The 16,084-nt window shown below is 40.9% G+C and carries 16 protein-coding genes; 9 read left to right on the top strand and 7 right to left on the bottom strand.

The features are described from left to right. The first annotated feature begins 96 nt into the window (after nucleotides 1-96). The 3 genes from groES (at nucleotide 97) to CYO89_RS09445 (ending at nucleotide 3,507) form a co-directional block, all read left to right on the top strand. A complete protein-coding gene (groES, locus tag CYO89_RS09435) occupies nucleotides 97-357 on the top strand; it encodes a co-chaperone GroES (protein WP_009293641.1) in 261 nt (86 codons plus the stop codon). 17 nt (nucleotides 358-374) lie between these two features. After that, nucleotides 375-2,009 (top strand): chaperonin GroEL, encoded by a 1,635-nt coding sequence (gene groL, locus CYO89_RS09440; protein WP_103598088.1) that lies wholly within the window; start codon nucleotides 375-377, stop codon nucleotides 2,007-2,009. A 130-nt stretch (nucleotides 2,010-2,139) separates the two neighbouring features. Then, nucleotides 2,140-3,507 carry a phosphomannomutase/phosphoglucomutase gene (locus CYO89_RS09445; RefSeq protein WP_103598089.1) on the top strand — a complete coding sequence of 456 codons (1,368 nt, stop codon included), beginning with the start codon at nucleotides 2,140-2,142 and terminating at the stop codon, nucleotides 3,505-3,507. A gap of 449 nt (nucleotides 3,508-3,956) precedes the next feature. On the opposite strand, the gene CYO89_RS09460 is transcribed toward CYO89_RS09445, so the two are convergent. From CYO89_RS09460 to CYO89_RS09475, 4 genes are all read right to left on the bottom strand, one after another. Continuing rightward, nucleotides 3,957-4,814, bottom strand: coding sequence for a cysteine ABC transporter substrate-binding protein (locus tag CYO89_RS09460; protein WP_103598092.1), 858 nt, complete (start codon nucleotides 4,812-4,814; stop codon nucleotides 3,957-3,959). 91 nt (nucleotides 4,815-4,905) lie between these two features. Further along, a complete protein-coding gene (locus CYO89_RS09465; RefSeq protein WP_103598093.1) occupies nucleotides 4,906-5,643 on the bottom strand; it encodes an amino acid ABC transporter ATP-binding protein in 738 nt (245 codons plus the stop codon). Between the two features lies 1 nt (nucleotide 5,644). Next, nucleotides 5,645-6,313 carry an amino acid ABC transporter permease gene (locus CYO89_RS09470; protein ID WP_103598094.1) on the bottom strand — a complete coding sequence of 223 codons (669 nt, stop codon included), beginning with the start codon at nucleotides 6,311-6,313 and terminating at the stop codon, nucleotides 5,645-5,647. Then, nucleotides 6,300-6,953, bottom strand: coding sequence for an amino acid ABC transporter permease (locus tag CYO89_RS09475; RefSeq protein WP_021085233.1), 654 nt, complete (start codon nucleotides 6,951-6,953; stop codon nucleotides 6,300-6,302). The genes CYO89_RS09470 and CYO89_RS09475 overlap by 14 nt, the downstream gene beginning before the upstream one ends. A 109-nt stretch (nucleotides 6,954-7,062) precedes the next feature. Between CYO89_RS09475 and CYO89_RS09480 the strand changes: the two genes are divergently transcribed. The 6 genes from CYO89_RS09480 to CYO89_RS09505 all read left to right on the top strand — a co-directional run bounded on the left by CYO89_RS09480 (nucleotide 7,063) and on the right by CYO89_RS09505 (nucleotide 13,376). Then, complete coding sequence (locus CYO89_RS09480; protein ID WP_103598095.1) at nucleotides 7,063-7,308, top strand: CBU_0592 family membrane protein; 246 nt, start codon at nucleotides 7,063-7,065, stop codon at nucleotides 7,306-7,308. Next, complete coding sequence (locus CYO89_RS09485) at nucleotides 7,305-8,273, top strand: agmatine deiminase family protein (RefSeq protein ID WP_103598096.1); 969 nt, start codon at nucleotides 7,305-7,307, stop codon at nucleotides 8,271-8,273. The genes CYO89_RS09480 and CYO89_RS09485 overlap by 4 nt, the downstream gene beginning before the upstream one ends. A gap of 2 nt (nucleotides 8,274-8,275) precedes the next feature. Then, nucleotides 8,276-9,202 carry a cation diffusion facilitator family transporter gene (locus tag CYO89_RS09490; protein ID WP_103598097.1) on the top strand — a complete coding sequence of 309 codons (927 nt, stop codon included), beginning with the start codon at nucleotides 8,276-8,278 and terminating at the stop codon, nucleotides 9,200-9,202. Between the two features lies 1 nt (nucleotide 9,203). After that, complete coding sequence (locus tag CYO89_RS09495) at nucleotides 9,204-10,076, top strand: carbon-nitrogen hydrolase (protein WP_103598098.1); 873 nt, start codon at nucleotides 9,204-9,206, stop codon at nucleotides 10,074-10,076. A gap of 204 nt (nucleotides 10,077-10,280) precedes the next feature. Further along, nucleotides 10,281-11,222, top strand: a complete 942-nt coding sequence (locus CYO89_RS09500; protein WP_012001579.1) for a TAXI family TRAP transporter solute-binding subunit — start codon at nucleotides 10,281-10,283, stop codon at nucleotides 11,220-11,222. Between the two features lie 87 nt (nucleotides 11,223-11,309). Further along, nucleotides 11,310-13,376, top strand: a complete 2,067-nt coding sequence (locus CYO89_RS09505) for a TRAP transporter permease (protein ID WP_103598099.1) — start codon at nucleotides 11,310-11,312, stop codon at nucleotides 13,374-13,376. A 99-nt stretch (nucleotides 13,377-13,475) separates the two neighbouring features. On the opposite strand, the gene CYO89_RS09510 is transcribed toward CYO89_RS09505, so the two are convergent. The 3 genes from CYO89_RS09510 to CYO89_RS09520 form a co-directional block, all read right to left on the bottom strand. Continuing rightward, nucleotides 13,476-13,961: a tetratricopeptide repeat protein gene (locus tag CYO89_RS09510; protein ID WP_103598100.1), complete on the bottom strand. Its 486-nt coding sequence runs from the start codon at nucleotides 13,959-13,961 to the stop codon at nucleotides 13,476-13,478. Nucleotides 13,962-14,031: 70 nt separating this feature from the next. After that, on the bottom strand, nucleotides 14,032-14,715 hold the full coding sequence (locus CYO89_RS09515) for a YgjP-like metallopeptidase domain-containing protein (RefSeq protein ID WP_103598101.1): 684 nt from the start codon (nucleotides 14,713-14,715) through the stop codon (nucleotides 14,032-14,034). Then, complete coding sequence (locus CYO89_RS09520; protein WP_103598102.1) at nucleotides 14,670-15,989, bottom strand: MATE family efflux transporter; 1,320 nt, start codon at nucleotides 15,987-15,989, stop codon at nucleotides 14,670-14,672. Before CYO89_RS09520 ends, CYO89_RS09515 begins: the two co-directional genes overlap by 46 nt. Nucleotides 15,990-16,084 lie beyond the last annotated feature (95 nt).

The raw sequence follows: 16,084 nt of genomic DNA on the forward strand, positions 1-16,084 counted from the left end.
CTATAAATTATTGACTTTTTCAGAAAAAAATGCTAGGATTTCATCACTCAAAAATAAAGAGTGCTAAAAAAGACAATTAAACTAAAAGGATGAACAATGAACTTTCAACCATTAGGCAAGCGTGTCCTAGTCGAACGCGTAGAAGAGACAAAGACGACAGCTTCGGGCATCATTATACCTGATAACGCAAAAGAAAAACCTTTAAGCGGCGAGGTAAAAGCAGTTGGTGCTGAAGCTGAGGGCGTAAAAGTTGGCGAAAAAGTAGTATTTGCTAAATACGCTGGCACTGAGGTGAATTTAGATGATAAAACATATCTTGTTTTAAACATCGACGACATTTTAGGCGTGATTAAATAATTTAAAAAGGAAAGACAATGGCAAAAGAAATTTTTTACTCTGATGATGCAAGAAACCGCCTATACGAGGGCGTAAAAAAACTAAATGACGCTGTAAAAGTGACAATGGGACCAAGAGGCAGAAACGTCCTTATCCAAAAGAGCTTTGGCGCTCCAAACATCACAAAAGACGGCGTTAGCGTGGCTAAAGAGGTTGAGCTAAAAGATACTATCGAAAACATGGGTGCAAGCCTAGTTAGAGAAGTAGCAAGCAAGACAAACGACCAAGCAGGTGACGGCACTACAACAGCGACTGTGCTAGCTCACGCGATATTTAAAGAGGGTCTTAGAAACGTAACTGCTGGCGCAAATCCTATCGAAGTAAAACGCGGCATGGATAAAGAAGTAGCAGCTCTTATAGATGCACTAAAAAACATCTCTAAAAAAGTTTCTGGCTCAAAAGAGATCGCTCAGATCGCTACTATCTCTGCAAACTCAGACGAGAGCATCGGCAAGCTTATCGCTGATGCGATGGAGAAAGTCGGCAAAGATGGCGTCATAACAGTAGAAGAGGCAAAGTCTATCCAAGACGAGCTAAGCGTCGTTGAGGGTATGCAGTTTGACCGCGGATATCTAAGCCCATACTTCATCACAAACCCTGAAAAGATGCAAGTTGAACTAAGCAATCCATTTATATTACTATTTGACAAGAAGATCACAAATTTAAAAGACCTGCTTCCAGTGCTTGAGCAAGTACAAAAGAGTGGCAAACCACTTCTAATCATCGCTGAAGATATCGAGGGCGAGGCACTTGCAACACTTGTTGTAAATAAACTTCGTGGTGTGCTAAACATCTCAGCTGTTAAAGCTCCTGGTTTTGGCGACAGAAGAAAAGCAATGCTTGAAGATATCGCTATCTTAACAGGTGGCGAGGTTATCAGCGAAGAGCTAGGCAGAACACTTGAGAGTGCTACTATAAACGATCTTGGACAAGCTTCAAGCGTAGTTATCGACAAAGATAACACTACTATCGTAAATGGCGCAGGCGAGAAGTCAGCGATCGACGCTAGAATAACTCAAATAAAAGCGCAAATCGCAGAGACTACAAGCGACTACGACAAAGAAAAACTTCAAGAGCGCCTTGCAAAACTAAGCGGTGGCGTGGCGGTTATAAAAGTAGGTGCTGCGACTGAGACAGAGATGAAAGAGAAAAAAGACCGCGTAGATGACGCTCTAAGCGCTACTCGTGCAGCTGTTGAAGAGGGCATCGTAGTGGGTGGCGGTTCAGCTCTTATCCTTGCTTCAAAGAGTGTAAATTTAAATTTACAAGGTGACGAGGCAATCGGTGCTGAGATCGTTAGAAGAGCGCTTCGTGCTCCACTTCGCCAAATCGCTGAGAACGCTGGCTTTGACGCTGGTGTGGTAGCAAACGCAGTTGAGACAAGCAAAGATGCAAATTTTGGCTTTAACGCTGCAACTGGCGAGTATGTAGATATGTTTGAAGCTGGCATTATCGATCCAGTTAAAGTTGAGAGAGTTGCGCTTCAAAACGCTGTTAGCGTGGCTAGCTTGCTACTAACGACTGAGGCAACTATCAGCGAGATAAAAGAAGAAAAAGCAATGCCTGCAATGCCTGACATGGGCGGAATGGGTGGCATGGGCGGCATGATGTAGCAGCCCCTTTCGAGCTAGAGCCTTTTCTAGCTCGAATTTATATTTTAACCTCACTAAATTTATAAAATTATTTACTCCTTTTTAAATTTATTCTTGTATCATTTTTGCATTCTTTTAGGGAGAATTTACAATGAAATATGATGAAATTTTTAGAGAATACGACATCCGCGGCATTTTTGAAAAAGACTTGACAGAGGACAGCGTCAAGGCTATAGGACTTGCTTTGGGTAAGAAATTTAACGAATTTGGCGTGAAAACTTTAAGTGTTGGCTTTGACGCAAGACTAAGCGCTAGCACGCTTTTTAGGTATCTGCTAAGCGGCCTAAACAAGGCTGGTGGCTTTAAAATTTACAACATCGGCTTACTTCCAACTCCTGTTGGCTACTTTAGCGTTTATGCTGATTATTTTGACGCAAACATCATGATCACGGGCTCTCATAACCCAAAAGATTATAACGGCTTTAAGATCACTATCAAAAAGGATAGTTTTTTTGGCAAAGATTTGCAAATTTTAAAAGATAAGGTGAACGAGATAATCGCCTCTGGTGAGCAAATAGCAGACGATGAGAGCTGTGAGAAATTTAATATCTTAGAAAAATACGTTGAGTTTTTTGTAAAAGAATTTAGCGAGCTTAAAAATTTCAAAAAGCCTTTTGTCATCGACTGCGCAAATGGCGCTGTTGGCGTGAGCTTGGTGCCTATCGTCAAAGCGCTTGGACTAAATGCGAAAATTTTATATGAAGATCCAGATGGAAATTTCCCAAATCACCACCCAGACCCAAGCGAAAAAGAGAATTTAAAAGAGATATTTTCGCTCATCGAAAAGAAAGAATTTGACCTTGGATTTGGCTTTGACGGAGATGGCGACAGGATCGCCGTGATAACGCCAAAAAGAGATATAAAAGGCGATGAGCTAGCATATCTTTATGCGCTAAATATGGATCATCCAAAGGTGCTTGGCGAGGTAAAATGCTCACAAAATATGTATGATGAGATCGCCAAGATCGGCGAAGTTTTTATGGGTAAGACTGGGCATAGCAACATCAAAAAAATGATGAAAGAGCTAAACGTAGATCTCGCGGCTGAAGTGAGCGGTCATATCTTCTTTAAAGAGCGATACTTTGGCTTTGATGATGCGCTTTATGCGATGATGAGGGTGCTTGAGCTAGTTCATAAGGGCTTTGATCTTGACGGCGAGCTTGATAAGATGCCACTTGTCTTTAGCACCGATGAGATCAAGATAAAGACGACTGATGAGGCCAAATTTAAGATAGTTGCTAAGCTAAAAGAGTGCGTGAAAAACGAGGGTTGCGACCTGCCAAAGATAAAAAATATCATCGACATTGATGGCATAAGAATTCAGTTTGAAAATGGCTGGGCACTGGTGCGTGCGTCAAACACAACACCAGTTATTGTTACTAGATTTGAAGCTAAAAGCAAGGAATTTCTAGAAGAGATCGAGCAAAAAGTGACAAATTCGCTAAAGAGCTTAATGTAACCTGTAAAGAGCATTTTGGGCTAAATTTACTCCAAAATGCTTTTTAAAATTTTTATTTAAATATTCAAAAACTAAGGTTTTCTTTCTTGCGGATTTTTCTCTGCATACATGCTTCGTAGTATTAAATTTATCAAATATATAGAATTTAAAATCAGCAAATAGTCTATCGGTATCGGCGTTTTTCAAAAAGAGTTCATTGCACTATAGGCTTATTTTGCTCGTTTAGCGCTCAGGTATGCAAAACTACTTCATTATGGATTTTAAAGCAGTCCATTTTGCTGACAAAAAATTTAGAAACATTATTATAAAACCTACCCAACAGCTTGCTGCCAAGAATTACAAAACTACCGTCATGGATTTTATTAAAATACCACTTACAGCCAAAAACTTCACGAATATATTTGTTAAATTTAAAAAAGAGAGATGGCGTAAAGATTACGCCATTAAATTTATAGTTTGCCGCCTTCGACGACTAGAGATTCAGGATTGACACTGTCACCATAGATCGGTTTTAGTGTTGCGTCATAGTCTTTGTGGAAGAAATTTTCTTTTCCAAGCTCGATGATCTCGTTATTTAGCCACTCAAGCAAGACTTTGTTGCCCTTTTTGACAGCTGGAGCTATCACATCCACATCGCCAAGCGCCTCAACGCCAACGACAAAGCCAGGAGTCTCTTTCGCCCAGGCAAAAAGTAGGGCGTTATCATGCGCTAGAGCTGCACCCCTTTTATCAACCAAAGCTGCGAAAGTTTCGGTGTTTTGATCATACTTTAAAAGCTTGATATCAGGATAATTTTTTGTAAAAAATGCGTCCGCTGTTGTGCCTTTATTGACGATCAAGGTTTTATCTTTTAGCTCATCAACGCTCTTTATCACAGCGCCCTCAGGGCTAACGATGCCAAGTGAAACTTTCATATATGGAAGCGCAAAATCAACAACTTGTGCGCGCTCAGGCGTCTTTGTAAAATTTGCAAGCGTGATATCGACCTTGTCAGCTGTGAGCACTTCGACCCTGCCAGCAGCCTCGACTAGCTCAAATTTGACCTTGCTCTCATCGCCAAGCAAGTCTTTTGCGATGCGTTTTGCAAAATAGATGTCATAACCTTGGTTTTTGCCGTCTTTATCGACGTAGCCAAATGGCGGTTTGTCGCTAAAAACGCCTATCCTTATATATCCACGCTCTTTGATCTTTGCGATCGTATCAGCTTGGTTTGAAGCGGCTGCTTTGTCCGCACCTTTGTCATCACCACAACCCGTTAGAAAGACGGTAGCGACTAATGCTAATAAGAAAAATTTAAATTTTCTCACTCTTTCTCCTTTGAAAAATTTAGTAAATAAGAGCGACCAAATCTCGCTCTAAACGCATTTTGAAAAAACGGCAAATTATCTCTTATTTTTTCTAAAACGAGAATAAATTTAGAAATTTCTTTGCTCGCTCACTCTTTGGATTAGTAAAAAACTCCTCTGGCTCGCTGATCTCTACGATCGCTCCAGCGTCCATAAATACGATCTTATTTGCAACCGCTCTTGCAAAGCTCATCTCGTGAGTGACTATTAGCATCGTCATGCCATCTTTAGCTAAATTTAGTATCACATCAAGCACTTCTCTAACGATCTCTGGATCAAGTGCAGCTGTAACTTCGTCAAATAGCATGATCTCAGGGTTTAAACAAAGGCTTCTAACGATGGCTATGCGCTGCTTTTGACCGCCGCTTAGCTCCTTTGGATAGGCAAATTTCTTATCAAGTAGCCCAACCTTGCTTAGCCACATATCAGCCGTCTTTTCAGCCTCGGCCCTATCTCTTTTTTGCACTTTTAAAGGCCCAAGAAGGACGTTTTCTATGACGTTCATATGATCAAACAGCTCGTAGCTTTGAAAGACCATGCCGACCTTTTGGCGGATCCTTTGCCACTCTTTAAATTTAGCATCTATCACTTCGCCATCTATGACGATCTCGCCGCTTGCTATGCTCTCAAGGCCGTTTATGCACCTAAGAGTTGTGCTCTTACCACAGCCTGATGGTCCAAGAAGCACGACCACTTCGCCACTTTTTACCTCTAAGCTTATATCTTTTAAGGCGTGAAGCTCTCCATAAAATTTGTTTATTTTTTTAAGTTCTAAGATATTTTCGCTCATTTTAGCTCCATTTTTCTTCTAGTTTTTTTGATAGTTTTGAGACTGGATAGCAGATCGCAAAATATAAAAAGAATATGAGCGTGTATATCCAAAATGGCGCCATAGGATTTGTAAATACATTTCGCTCGATGATCTGCTGGCCGACTTTGACTACTTCTACAACGCCGATTAGAACGACGATAGAGGTCGTTTTTATCATACGGCTTAGTAAATTTACAGCTCCAGGCACCAGCCTTCTAGTAGCAAGCGGGATGATGACATAAAAGTAAATTTGAAATTTGCTAAGTCCAAGTGAGGCGGCTGACTCAAACTGGTGTCTTGGTATCGAGGTGATAGCGCCGCGCACGATATCCATCATCTCAAAAACGCCCCAAAGGCTAAAGACGATGAGTGAGGCGGTAAATGCTGAGATATGGATATCAAAAGCCTTGCTAACGCCAAAGTAAAATAAAAATAGCCAGACGATCTGAGGCATGATACGAACGATCTCGAGGCAAATTTTTAAAATAAAATATATAAATTTATTTTTCATGCTCATCAAAACGCCAAGTATAAGGCCGCCGATAATGGAGATGACGATAGAAATAAGCGAAATTTCGGTGCTTACCACAAGACCTTCAAGCAGCCTTAGTAAATTTTGTGTGTCAAATAATATACTAACTCCTTGCATTTCTTACCCTTTTTTCGACGTAGCTAAGCGCCAGCGAGACTGGCAAGATGATGACAAGATAGCTAATAACCAGCATAAAAAGCGCCTCATCTGTCTTGTAGTAAAGCCCGATAAGATCCTTTGCGACATAGACTAGATCAGCAAGGGCTACGATGCTAACGATGCTTGTCTCTTTTAGTAAAAATATGACGTTTGCGCTGATGCTTGGCAGTGCCACGCTAAAGGCTTGTGGCAAGATGACATATCTTAGGAGTTGATTTTTACTAAGCGCGATACTAAGTCCTGCTTCTATCTGCGATCTTCTAACCGCCTCAAAGCCAAGTCTAAAGCTTTCGCTCATATAACTGCCACCAAGAAAGCTAAGCCCAGCGACCGCACAGGCAAAGCCGCTCATCGACACTCCAAGCTTTGGCAAGCCGTAGTATAAAAAGAATAGCTGGATGAGAAGTGGCGTGTTTCTTGAGAGTTCGACGTAGCAATCAACTAGTTTTGAGAGAAATTTTAGCTTGTAAAATTTCACAGCCATGCAAAAAATGCCTATCAAAATAGAAAAAACGATCCCTAAAAAGGCAATTTCGATCGTAAGCACGCCAGCCTTTACAAAGAGTGGGTAAAATTTCTCAATAAACTCAAAATCCATAAACTTTAATCCAATCTGAAAAATGGAGTTATTTTATCCCATAATCATAAATTTAAAACTAATTAGATATGATCACGCTTTAAATTTAAGCTTACAAAAAGGATAAAATTTGATCGATCTTTTTCAGGTCATCGGCTTTTTAGGGATGATTTGCATCGTGATGGGCTACTTTTTACTTCAGATCGGCCGCCTAAATAGCCGTGATCTAGCCTATCAGATAATAAATTTAGCAGGTGCGGTGCTGCTCATCATTTCGCTTTTTGTGCACTTTAACCTCGGCTCATTTTTGATAGAGGTCTTTTGGATAATCATTACGATATATGGAATTTATAAAATTTACAAGGAGAGAGCGTGAGAGCGTATGCAGAATGGGAAGAGCAGGAACTTTTGTTTTTATCGCTGCCACATAGTAAGAGCGACTGGGAGCCTTATTTAGAGGAGATTTTAGCTAGTTATGAAGAGCTTGTGGCTGCTGTTACGCCCTATGAAAAGGTGGTGCTCATCTGCCCTGATGAGGCAAATTTCACTAGGTTTAAGAAATTTAAAAATGTTGAGTTTGTAAAGCTTGAGACTGATGATACTTGGATCAGAGACTACGGTATGATCGACGTTTGCGCCGAAGATGGCATAAAGAGCTACGACTTTAAATTTAACGCTTGGGGTGGTAAATTTAAGAGCTCAAAAGATGATGCGATAAATTTAGAGCTAGCTAAAATTTATAAAACTAAGCTTGAGCCTGTTGATATGATACTAGAGGGCGGAAGTGTTGAATTTAACGGAGATGGCGTGCTTTTAACCACCTCAAAATGCCTACTAAATGAAAATAGAAACAAAGCACTTAGCAAAGAGCAGATCGAAGAAAAACTAAAAAATTTATTTGGCTTAAAGCGTATCATCTGGCTTGAAAATGGCTTTATAAAAGGCGATGACACAGATAGTCACATCGACACTTTAGCGCGCTTTATCACGCCTGATACGATAGCTTACGCAGCTTGCGAAGATGAGAGTGATGAGCACTTTGATGAGCTTAAAAAGATGGAGGATGAGCTTAAAAAAACTGGCTTTAAGCTACTTGCTCTGCCACTACCTAAGCCTAAATTTTATGAGGGTAAAAGGCTTGGCTGCACCTATGCAAATTTTATCTTTATAAATGGTGCGCTAATCGTGCCAACATATAATGACGAAAACGATGAAAAGGTACTAAATTTACTTGCCAAGGCACTGCCAGATAGAAAAGTTATCGGTGTAAATTCGCTAGTTTTTGTCCGTCAAAATGGCTCGCTTCACTGCTCAAGCCAAAATAGATACAAAAGGTCTTAATCTTGTCAAGTCCGTTTGATTATGAGTTTAACCGCATAAATAAGCAGGAGTGCACGCAGGGCGAAAATAAGGCTGTTATCGCAGCTGGAGCTTGCGCCTTTTTGCTCGCACTTGTGAAATTTACAGCTGGACTTTTTAGTGGCTCGGTCGCTGTGCTTGGCTCGGCGATTGATTCAATGCTTGATTTTATCGTTTCGCTTTTAAATTTATTTGCGCTTAGAAAGTCAAGAAAGCAAGCCGATGAGAGATTTAACTTTGGCTACACAAAGCTAGAGGCGTTAGCAGCGCTATTTGAGTGCGTCATCATCGTGCTGGCTGCTGGATATATATTTTATGAGAGTGTTAAGAAATTTAGCGAGCCAAATTTAGAGATAGACCTTGGCTTAAGCCTTGGTGTGATGATATTTTCGGTTGTGGTGACGCTATGTTTGGTGCTATTTTTAAACCAAATTTCTAAAAAAAGTGGCAACCTTATCATTAAAGCAGACGCGCTGCACTATAAGATCGACCTTTTTAGCAACCTTGCAGTCATCATCTCGCTGCTTATCATTAAATTTAGCGGATTTGTGATGATAGATGCGATCTTTGGCATTGTAATAAGTGGCTACATCGCTCAAAGCGCCATAAGTCTTGGCAAAGACGCCTTTGGTGTCTTGCTAGATCACGCAGCAAGCCCCAAGATCACAGCTGAGATCATCAAGATGATAAAGGCAAAGCAGAGGATTTCAGACTTTCACTACCTAAACACAAGACAGAGCGCAAATACCATATTTTTAACGCTGCATTTAGTTTTTGACAAAGATATCTCGCTTTACGACGCGCACGAGGTGGCCGAATCGCTTGAAGCTGAGATAAGAGAGAAATTTAAGGATTTTTCGTGGCAGATAACCACGCATTTAGACCCATATAACGACAAAGAAGGGAGATGAGATGAAAGTAGCACTACTTCAACAAGAATTTAAAGGGACAAAAGAAGCGACCATTGCAAAGACGCTTGAGCTAATAGCTGAGGCGAAAAAGGGAGGTGCTGATCTCGTGGTCTGTCAAGAGCTGCACCAGACGCAGTACTTTTGCCAAAGCGAGGATACAAATTTCTTTGATCACGCAAACGACTGGCAAGAAGATGTCGCTTTTTGGGGCAGGGTGGCAAAAGAAAATGGCGTGGTTTTAGTCACTTCGCTTTTTGAAAAGAGGGCTGACGGACTTTATCACAACACCGCCTTTGTCTTCGAGTGCGACGGTAGCGTGGCTGGCAAATACCGAAAAATGCACATCCCTGATGACCCTGGATTTTACGAGAAATTTTACTTCACGCCTGGTGACATTGGCTTTGAGCCTATTGAAACTAGCCTTGGCAAGCTTGGCGTTTTGGTTTGCTGGGATCAGTGGTATCCAGAGGCAGCAAGGCTAATGGCACTAAAAGGGGCAAAAATTCTCATCTATCCAACGGCTATTGGCTGGTTTGAGGGCGATAGTGACGATGAAAAGTCAAGACAGCTTGAAGCGTGGGTGGCAGTGCAAAGAGGCCACAGCGTGGCAAATGGCCTGCCAGTTGTTGCTGTAAATCGTGTGGGCTTTGAAAAAGATGATAGCGGCGTGATGGATGGGATAAAATTTTGGGGAAATAGCTTTGTTTTTGGGCCACAAGGCGAGCAGCTTTTCCGCGCAAATAGCACAGATGAGCTTTGCAAGATCGTTGAGATAGACATGAAAAGAAGCGAAGAAGTGCGCAGAATTTGGCCATTTTTAAGAGACCGCAGGATCGATGCCTACGCAAATATCACAAAAAGATTTATCGACTAAATTTAGAGCTAGAATTTCTAGCTCTTAAAATTTAGAATGCTCGTAAAAGAAATATAAATTTATTCTTAAGAAAATATTTTTTTAAGCCTTGATTGTGTAGAATAGTTGCAACTTTACCAAAATGGCATAAAAATATCATATCAAAAAGATACAAAGCTAAATTTATAGAATAAAATAGCCTTAAATTTTTTGAAAGGATTTTAGATGAAAACTACTTCTTTGGCACTTGCTGGATTGCTTTTGGCAACAACACTTTCAGCAAAAGAATTTATCAGTATCGGCACTGGCGGCATGACAGGTACATACTATCCGATAGGTGGAGCGATCTGCCGCTTGGCAAATAAAAATACAGATGTAAAATGCTCTGTTCAATCAACTGGCGGCTCTGTTTATAACGTAAATAACGTCCTTAAAAAAGAGCTCACATTTGGCTTTGTTCAAAGTGACGTCGTCTATGATAAATTTAACGGCACTGGCAAATTTGACGGAGCAAAAGATGAAAATTTACGCTCAGTAGTTGCGATCTATCCAGAGCTTCTTGCATTCGTTGTAGCAAAAGATAGCGGTCTAACAAGCGATCTCTCTTCATTTGCAGGTAAAAAATACAACGTCGGCAACCCAGGCAGCGGTAACGAAGTGAGCACACTTGAGGTTTTTAAAGCAAAAGGCTTTGACGTTTCAAAACTAGGATACCGCGGCGTTTTAACAGTTGGCGAATGCCCACATGCACTAAAAGATAAAAAGATAGATGGATATAGCTTTGTCGTTGGTCACCCAACTGCAAACATCACTGATGCTGCGACATCTTTGCCTATTGATATCCTAAACATCGAAGGCAGCGAGATCGATAACCTTCTTAAAGAAAAACCATACTTTGCAAAAGGTGTGATCCCAAAAGGCTCATATGATGGCGTCGATCACGATGTAAATACTATCGGCGTAAAAGCTGTTTTAGTAACTAGCAAAGATACAAAAGACGAGGCTGTAAAAGCTGTGATAAAAGCTATCTTAGATAACTTTGATGAGTATAAAACTCTTCACCCGGCACTAAAATCAGTTAAAAAAGAAGATCTCGTCCAAGGTCTTTCAGCTCCGCTTCACCCAGCTGCAGAGGCTGCATTTAAAGAGGCTGGCATCTTAAAATAGTCCATTTCCAGGGGCTTTTGCCTCTGGATAAAATTTAAATATGCAAATTTCTTCTAAATTTATATATTTAAATTTTAAAGGAGAAAGATGAACGAAGTTAATGACAACGAAGAACAATTTGTCGAGGTAAAGACAAGGGAGATAAATAGCAATATTTACAACTATTTCATCGCATTTGCGTGTTTCTCTTGGTCAGTTTTTCAGCTTTATATAGCGTATTTCCCACTAAATACTAACATTTCGCGCTCAGTGCACCTAGCTTTTGCGGTTGGGCTTGTATTTTTGCTCTATCCAGTCACTTTTCATAAAAAGGCTCACTCAAGTTTGCCATTTTACGACCTAGTTTTTTGCGTGGTAGGCGTTGTTGCCGTGCTTTATCCAGCGGTTTATTTTTACGAGCTAGCTGATAGGACAGGGGATTATATCACTCAAGATATTGTCATATCGTTTTTAGCGATCATTGTCTTGCTTGAAGCTGGCAGACGTGTCATGGGGCCAGCGCTTCCTATCATTTGTATATTATTTTTGATATATGATCACTTTGGCCCTTATATGCCAGACATCATCGCTCACCAAGGCGCTAGCTTTGAAAAGATCGCAGGTCACATGTTTTTGACAACAGAGGGCGTTTTTGGCGTGCCTATTGGCGTTAGCGTTAGTTTTATCTACCTTTTTGTTCTTTTTGGTTCATTGTTAGAGCGAGCAGGCGCTGGACAATACTTTATAAATTTAGCCTTCTCACTTCTTGGTAAATATAGAGGTGGCCCAGCCAAGGCTTCAGTCATCGCAAGTGGCCTAACCGGCATGGTCTCAGGTAGCTCAACAGCAAACGTCGTAACCGTTGGTACATTTACCATACCGCTTATGAAAAAAGCTGGCCTTTCACGCACAAAAGCTGGAGCCATTGAGGTCGCAGCTGGCGTAAATGGACAGCTCATGCCACCTATCATGGGTGCGGCTGCTTTTATCATCGCTGAGTTTTTGGGTATGACATATACAAATGTTATGATGGCAGCGGTCATCCCAGCATTTGCTTGTTATTTGTCATTATTTTTCATCGTGCATTTAGAGAGTGTCAAGCTTGGACTAAAAGGCATAAATCAGAGCGAATTTCACTCAAGATTTAAAATTTTTGTAAGTGGTCTTCACTATATAACGCCTATTTTGATCCTGCTTTACACGCTTTTAATAGCAAAAGAGTCAGCTATAGCTGCAGCGTTTAATGCTATTGGATTTTTATTTTTGATAATGATCTTTCAAGAGCCAACTAAAAAGCTAGCTTCAGGCGAAAAAGTGGGGCTAAGCGACGTGCTTCTTGGCTTTGAGGATATATTTTGGGCGATGGTCGCAGCTGCAAAGAGCATGACTACAATAGCCATCGCAACAGCGCTTGCTGGCATCATCGTGGGCTCTATCTCGCTTACTGGCCTTGGTCAGGTGCTCTCTGATCTAGTCGAGCTTTTAGCAGGCGATAACATCATGATGATCCTAGTTTTAACAGCTCTTATGTCGCTCATTCTTGGCATGGGTCTTCCAACGACAGCAAACTACATCGTCGTCTCAAGCCTTGTTGCGCCAGTTATCTTGTTTTTGGCGCATAAAAATGGCTTTTTGATCCCTGCCATCGCTGTGCATCTTTTTGTATTTTACTTTGGAATTTTAGCTGATGACACGCCACCAGTTGGCATCGCAGCCTACGCAGCAGCGGGCATTGCCAAAGCAAATCCAATAACTGTTGGCGTTCAAGGATTCTTTTACGATCTAAGAACGGCGATCTTGCCATTTGCCTTTTTCTTTAACAACAAACTTATGCTAATTGAAAGCATAAACACGAGTGATCCGCTTGATTCAAAAGGGATAGTCTGGATGAGCAACCCACTTGAAATTTTACTTGTTTTTGGTATGGCGATCGTGGGGATGTTTGCCTTTTCAAGCTTGCTTCAAGGTTACTACGTCACTAAGCTTAGGATTTGGGAGAGGGCGCTACTTATCCCAGTCGTGCCTCTAGCTCTTGTGCCAAACATCTGCGTGAAATTTGGCCTAATGCCAAATGAATTTGTCGCTTACATTGTGGCTGCAGGGCTTTATGGCTTTGTCTTTATGACTCAGTGGGGCATAAAAGATAAACCGCTTGATCAAATAAGAGCGATTTAACATTAGGCAAGAGCTCTCTTGCCTAAACTTTTAAATTTATTTATAAATTTTTTATTGATTTTGTAAAAAGTGAGAATTTAGGCTTATAAAGCCTAAAGATCAAAGTTGTTTTGAGCGTTTTAGATCGCCTGCAAACTCGCAAGACATCTTATCGCTTAGTTTGCAGCCTTTTACTAAGAAGGTGTAAGCCTCTTTAAATTTCTTAGCTTCTATTAGTATCGAGCCTATCATGCCGCAAGAGTAGCCGTCGTTTTGCTCGCAAGCTTTGTTAAAAAGCTCTCTTGCCTTTTGTGGATCGTTATCTAGATAAATTCCACCAGCTGCTGAGCAACCCTCTTTTTCGCCACCTTGGCAAGCTTTATTGTAAAACTCTAGCGCTTTGCTACTATCTGGCACGTCAGTTTTTCCAAGCTGATAGATCGCACCTGCTTTTGCGCATGATCTTGCGTCATTTGCTGCGCAACCTGCTTCAAATTTAGACAAAGCCTCAGTAAAATTTGAGTCAGCATAAGCTTTCAAGCCATCTTCAAAGTCACCTGCTAGAGCGCAAGCTGCAAGAAGCGAGATAAAAATCATTTTTTTCATAAAATTTTCCTTTTGTAAAGTAATGTGCAATTTTAACATATTAAATTTACACTTACTTGATGAAAAATAATTATGATTTTAAAATTTGCTCTTGCTCTTTGTAATCAGGCATGATGGCTTCTATAAATTTATAAAAACTGCTTTGATGATGCGGATAGAGCAGATGAGTAAGCTCGTGAAGCACGACATATCGCACGGCTGAGAGCGGCTTTTCTATAAGCCTTAGACTTAAGTTTATATAGCCTTTTTTGTGGTTGCAGCTGCCCCAGCGAGTTTTGCTATCTCTTATGACGATGCGACTAACTGGCTTGTTGATATGAGGCTGATAGTAGCTTACAAGCTCCAAAAATATCTCTTTTGCTTTTACTTTTTTAAAGCGCTCAAGTGCCTTTAAATTTGGCGTTATGATAAATTTATCTTCAAAAAATGGCACATTTACGCTCTCATCAAATTTGATCTTATAAATTTGCCCAAGAAATTTCATCTCATCATCTTTTGGCAAATTTAAAAGAGCTTTTTTGTAAGCATTTTCAAGCCAAATTCTGTGTGTCTCTAGAAAGCTAAGAGCCATCTTTTGCGTGCTATAAAATGGCATAGAAAGCGTGATCTTAGCGTCCTTGCCAACTCTTAATCGCATAGCCTTTACATTTGTTTTAAAATTTATTAAAACGCTTAAGCCATAAAATTCTAAAATTAGGCTCTTTTGTCTCAAACTAGGCGTTTTTCTTGCCACTTTTTGCTTCTCCAGCGCCATGTATTTGCAAGGCCTCTTAGCCACTCATCAGCGCAAAATCCTATCCAAACGCCAACGATGCCCCAGCCAAGGTGTATGCCTAAGAAATATCCAAGCGGCAGCGAAAGCCCCCACATAAAGATAAGCCCAGTCGCTAGTGGAAATTTAGCGTCGCCACTTGCACGAAGGGCATTTACGATGACGATGTTAAAGGTTCTGCCAGCTTCTAGCACGATCGAGAGGGTAAAGAGCGGTAGCATTATCTTGCGCAAGCCCTCATCTAAATTTAGCGCGTCCATGATCTTATACTTTAAGGCGTAGGCGATCAAAACGACGACAAGTGTGATAGAAATTCCAAGCCACAAGGCTTTAAAAGTTCTTGTATAGGCCTCGTTAAACTCGCTTGCCCCAACCAAATGCCCCACGATGACCTCGTTTGCCACGCTGATACTTGCTCCACAAAGCAAGATGAGAAGAGTGATCTGAAAGTAGATAGTCTGCACGCTAAGAGTTGCCTCACCCATGCTCGCGATAAAGCCAAATGCGACCATGTATTGCGCCATCCAGAGTAAATTTTCTCCAGCACTTGGCAAGCCAACTGAGAGTATTTTCTTTAAAATTCCAAACGGCACGACAAGCAGTTTGCTAAGATAAATTCTAACTTTTGCCACGCGTATGAGCATGTAAAGTAGGACAAAAACGCCGATAAGCCTACCTACAAATGTCGAGATAGCAACACCTTGCAAGCCTAAATTTGGCAGATCAAACCAGCCAAAAAGGGCGATGGCGTTGCCAAAGATGGTGATGATGTTCATCAAAACTGAAGTTAGCATGACCGCGGTTGCTAGATTATAGACGCGAAGCACCGCAGCTAGCACCATGCCGATGCCATCAAAGAGCAATGCAAAGCCAAGGATGTGAAGGTATGAGAAGCTATCGTTTATGAGATCACTTGGCACGTTTAGTAAATTTAAGATGTTGTAGCCAAAGACGTAGATGATGATGGCTGAGAAGATACCAAAGACCGTATTTGACGTGATACTTGCGTGTATGACGCTTGAGGCTAGCTCGTTTTGCTTTGCTCCAAGAGCTTGTGCGACGACGACTGAGCAGCCCATGCTTAAAAAGTTAAAAATGGTCATAAAAAGATCCATCACTTGATTGCCAGCACCCATAGCGCCAACTAGATGCACGCTCACTTTTGTCACCATGTAGGTGTTTATGATGAGCGTTATAAAGTGCAAAAACATATCTAAAAATATAGGGACGACCAGTTTTTTCATAGAAAGATTCATAAATTTCTCCCTTTTTAAATTTTGGGGCGATTATAGCCAAATTAGGTTTTAGCTCCCTTTTGATATAATCCAAAAAATTTAAAATTTGAGAGAAA

The organism is Campylobacter concisus (assembly GCF_002913765.1).
In the GTDB taxonomy this organism is placed as follows: domain Bacteria; phylum Campylobacterota; class Campylobacteria; order Campylobacterales; family Campylobacteraceae; genus Campylobacter_A; species Campylobacter_A concisus_BB.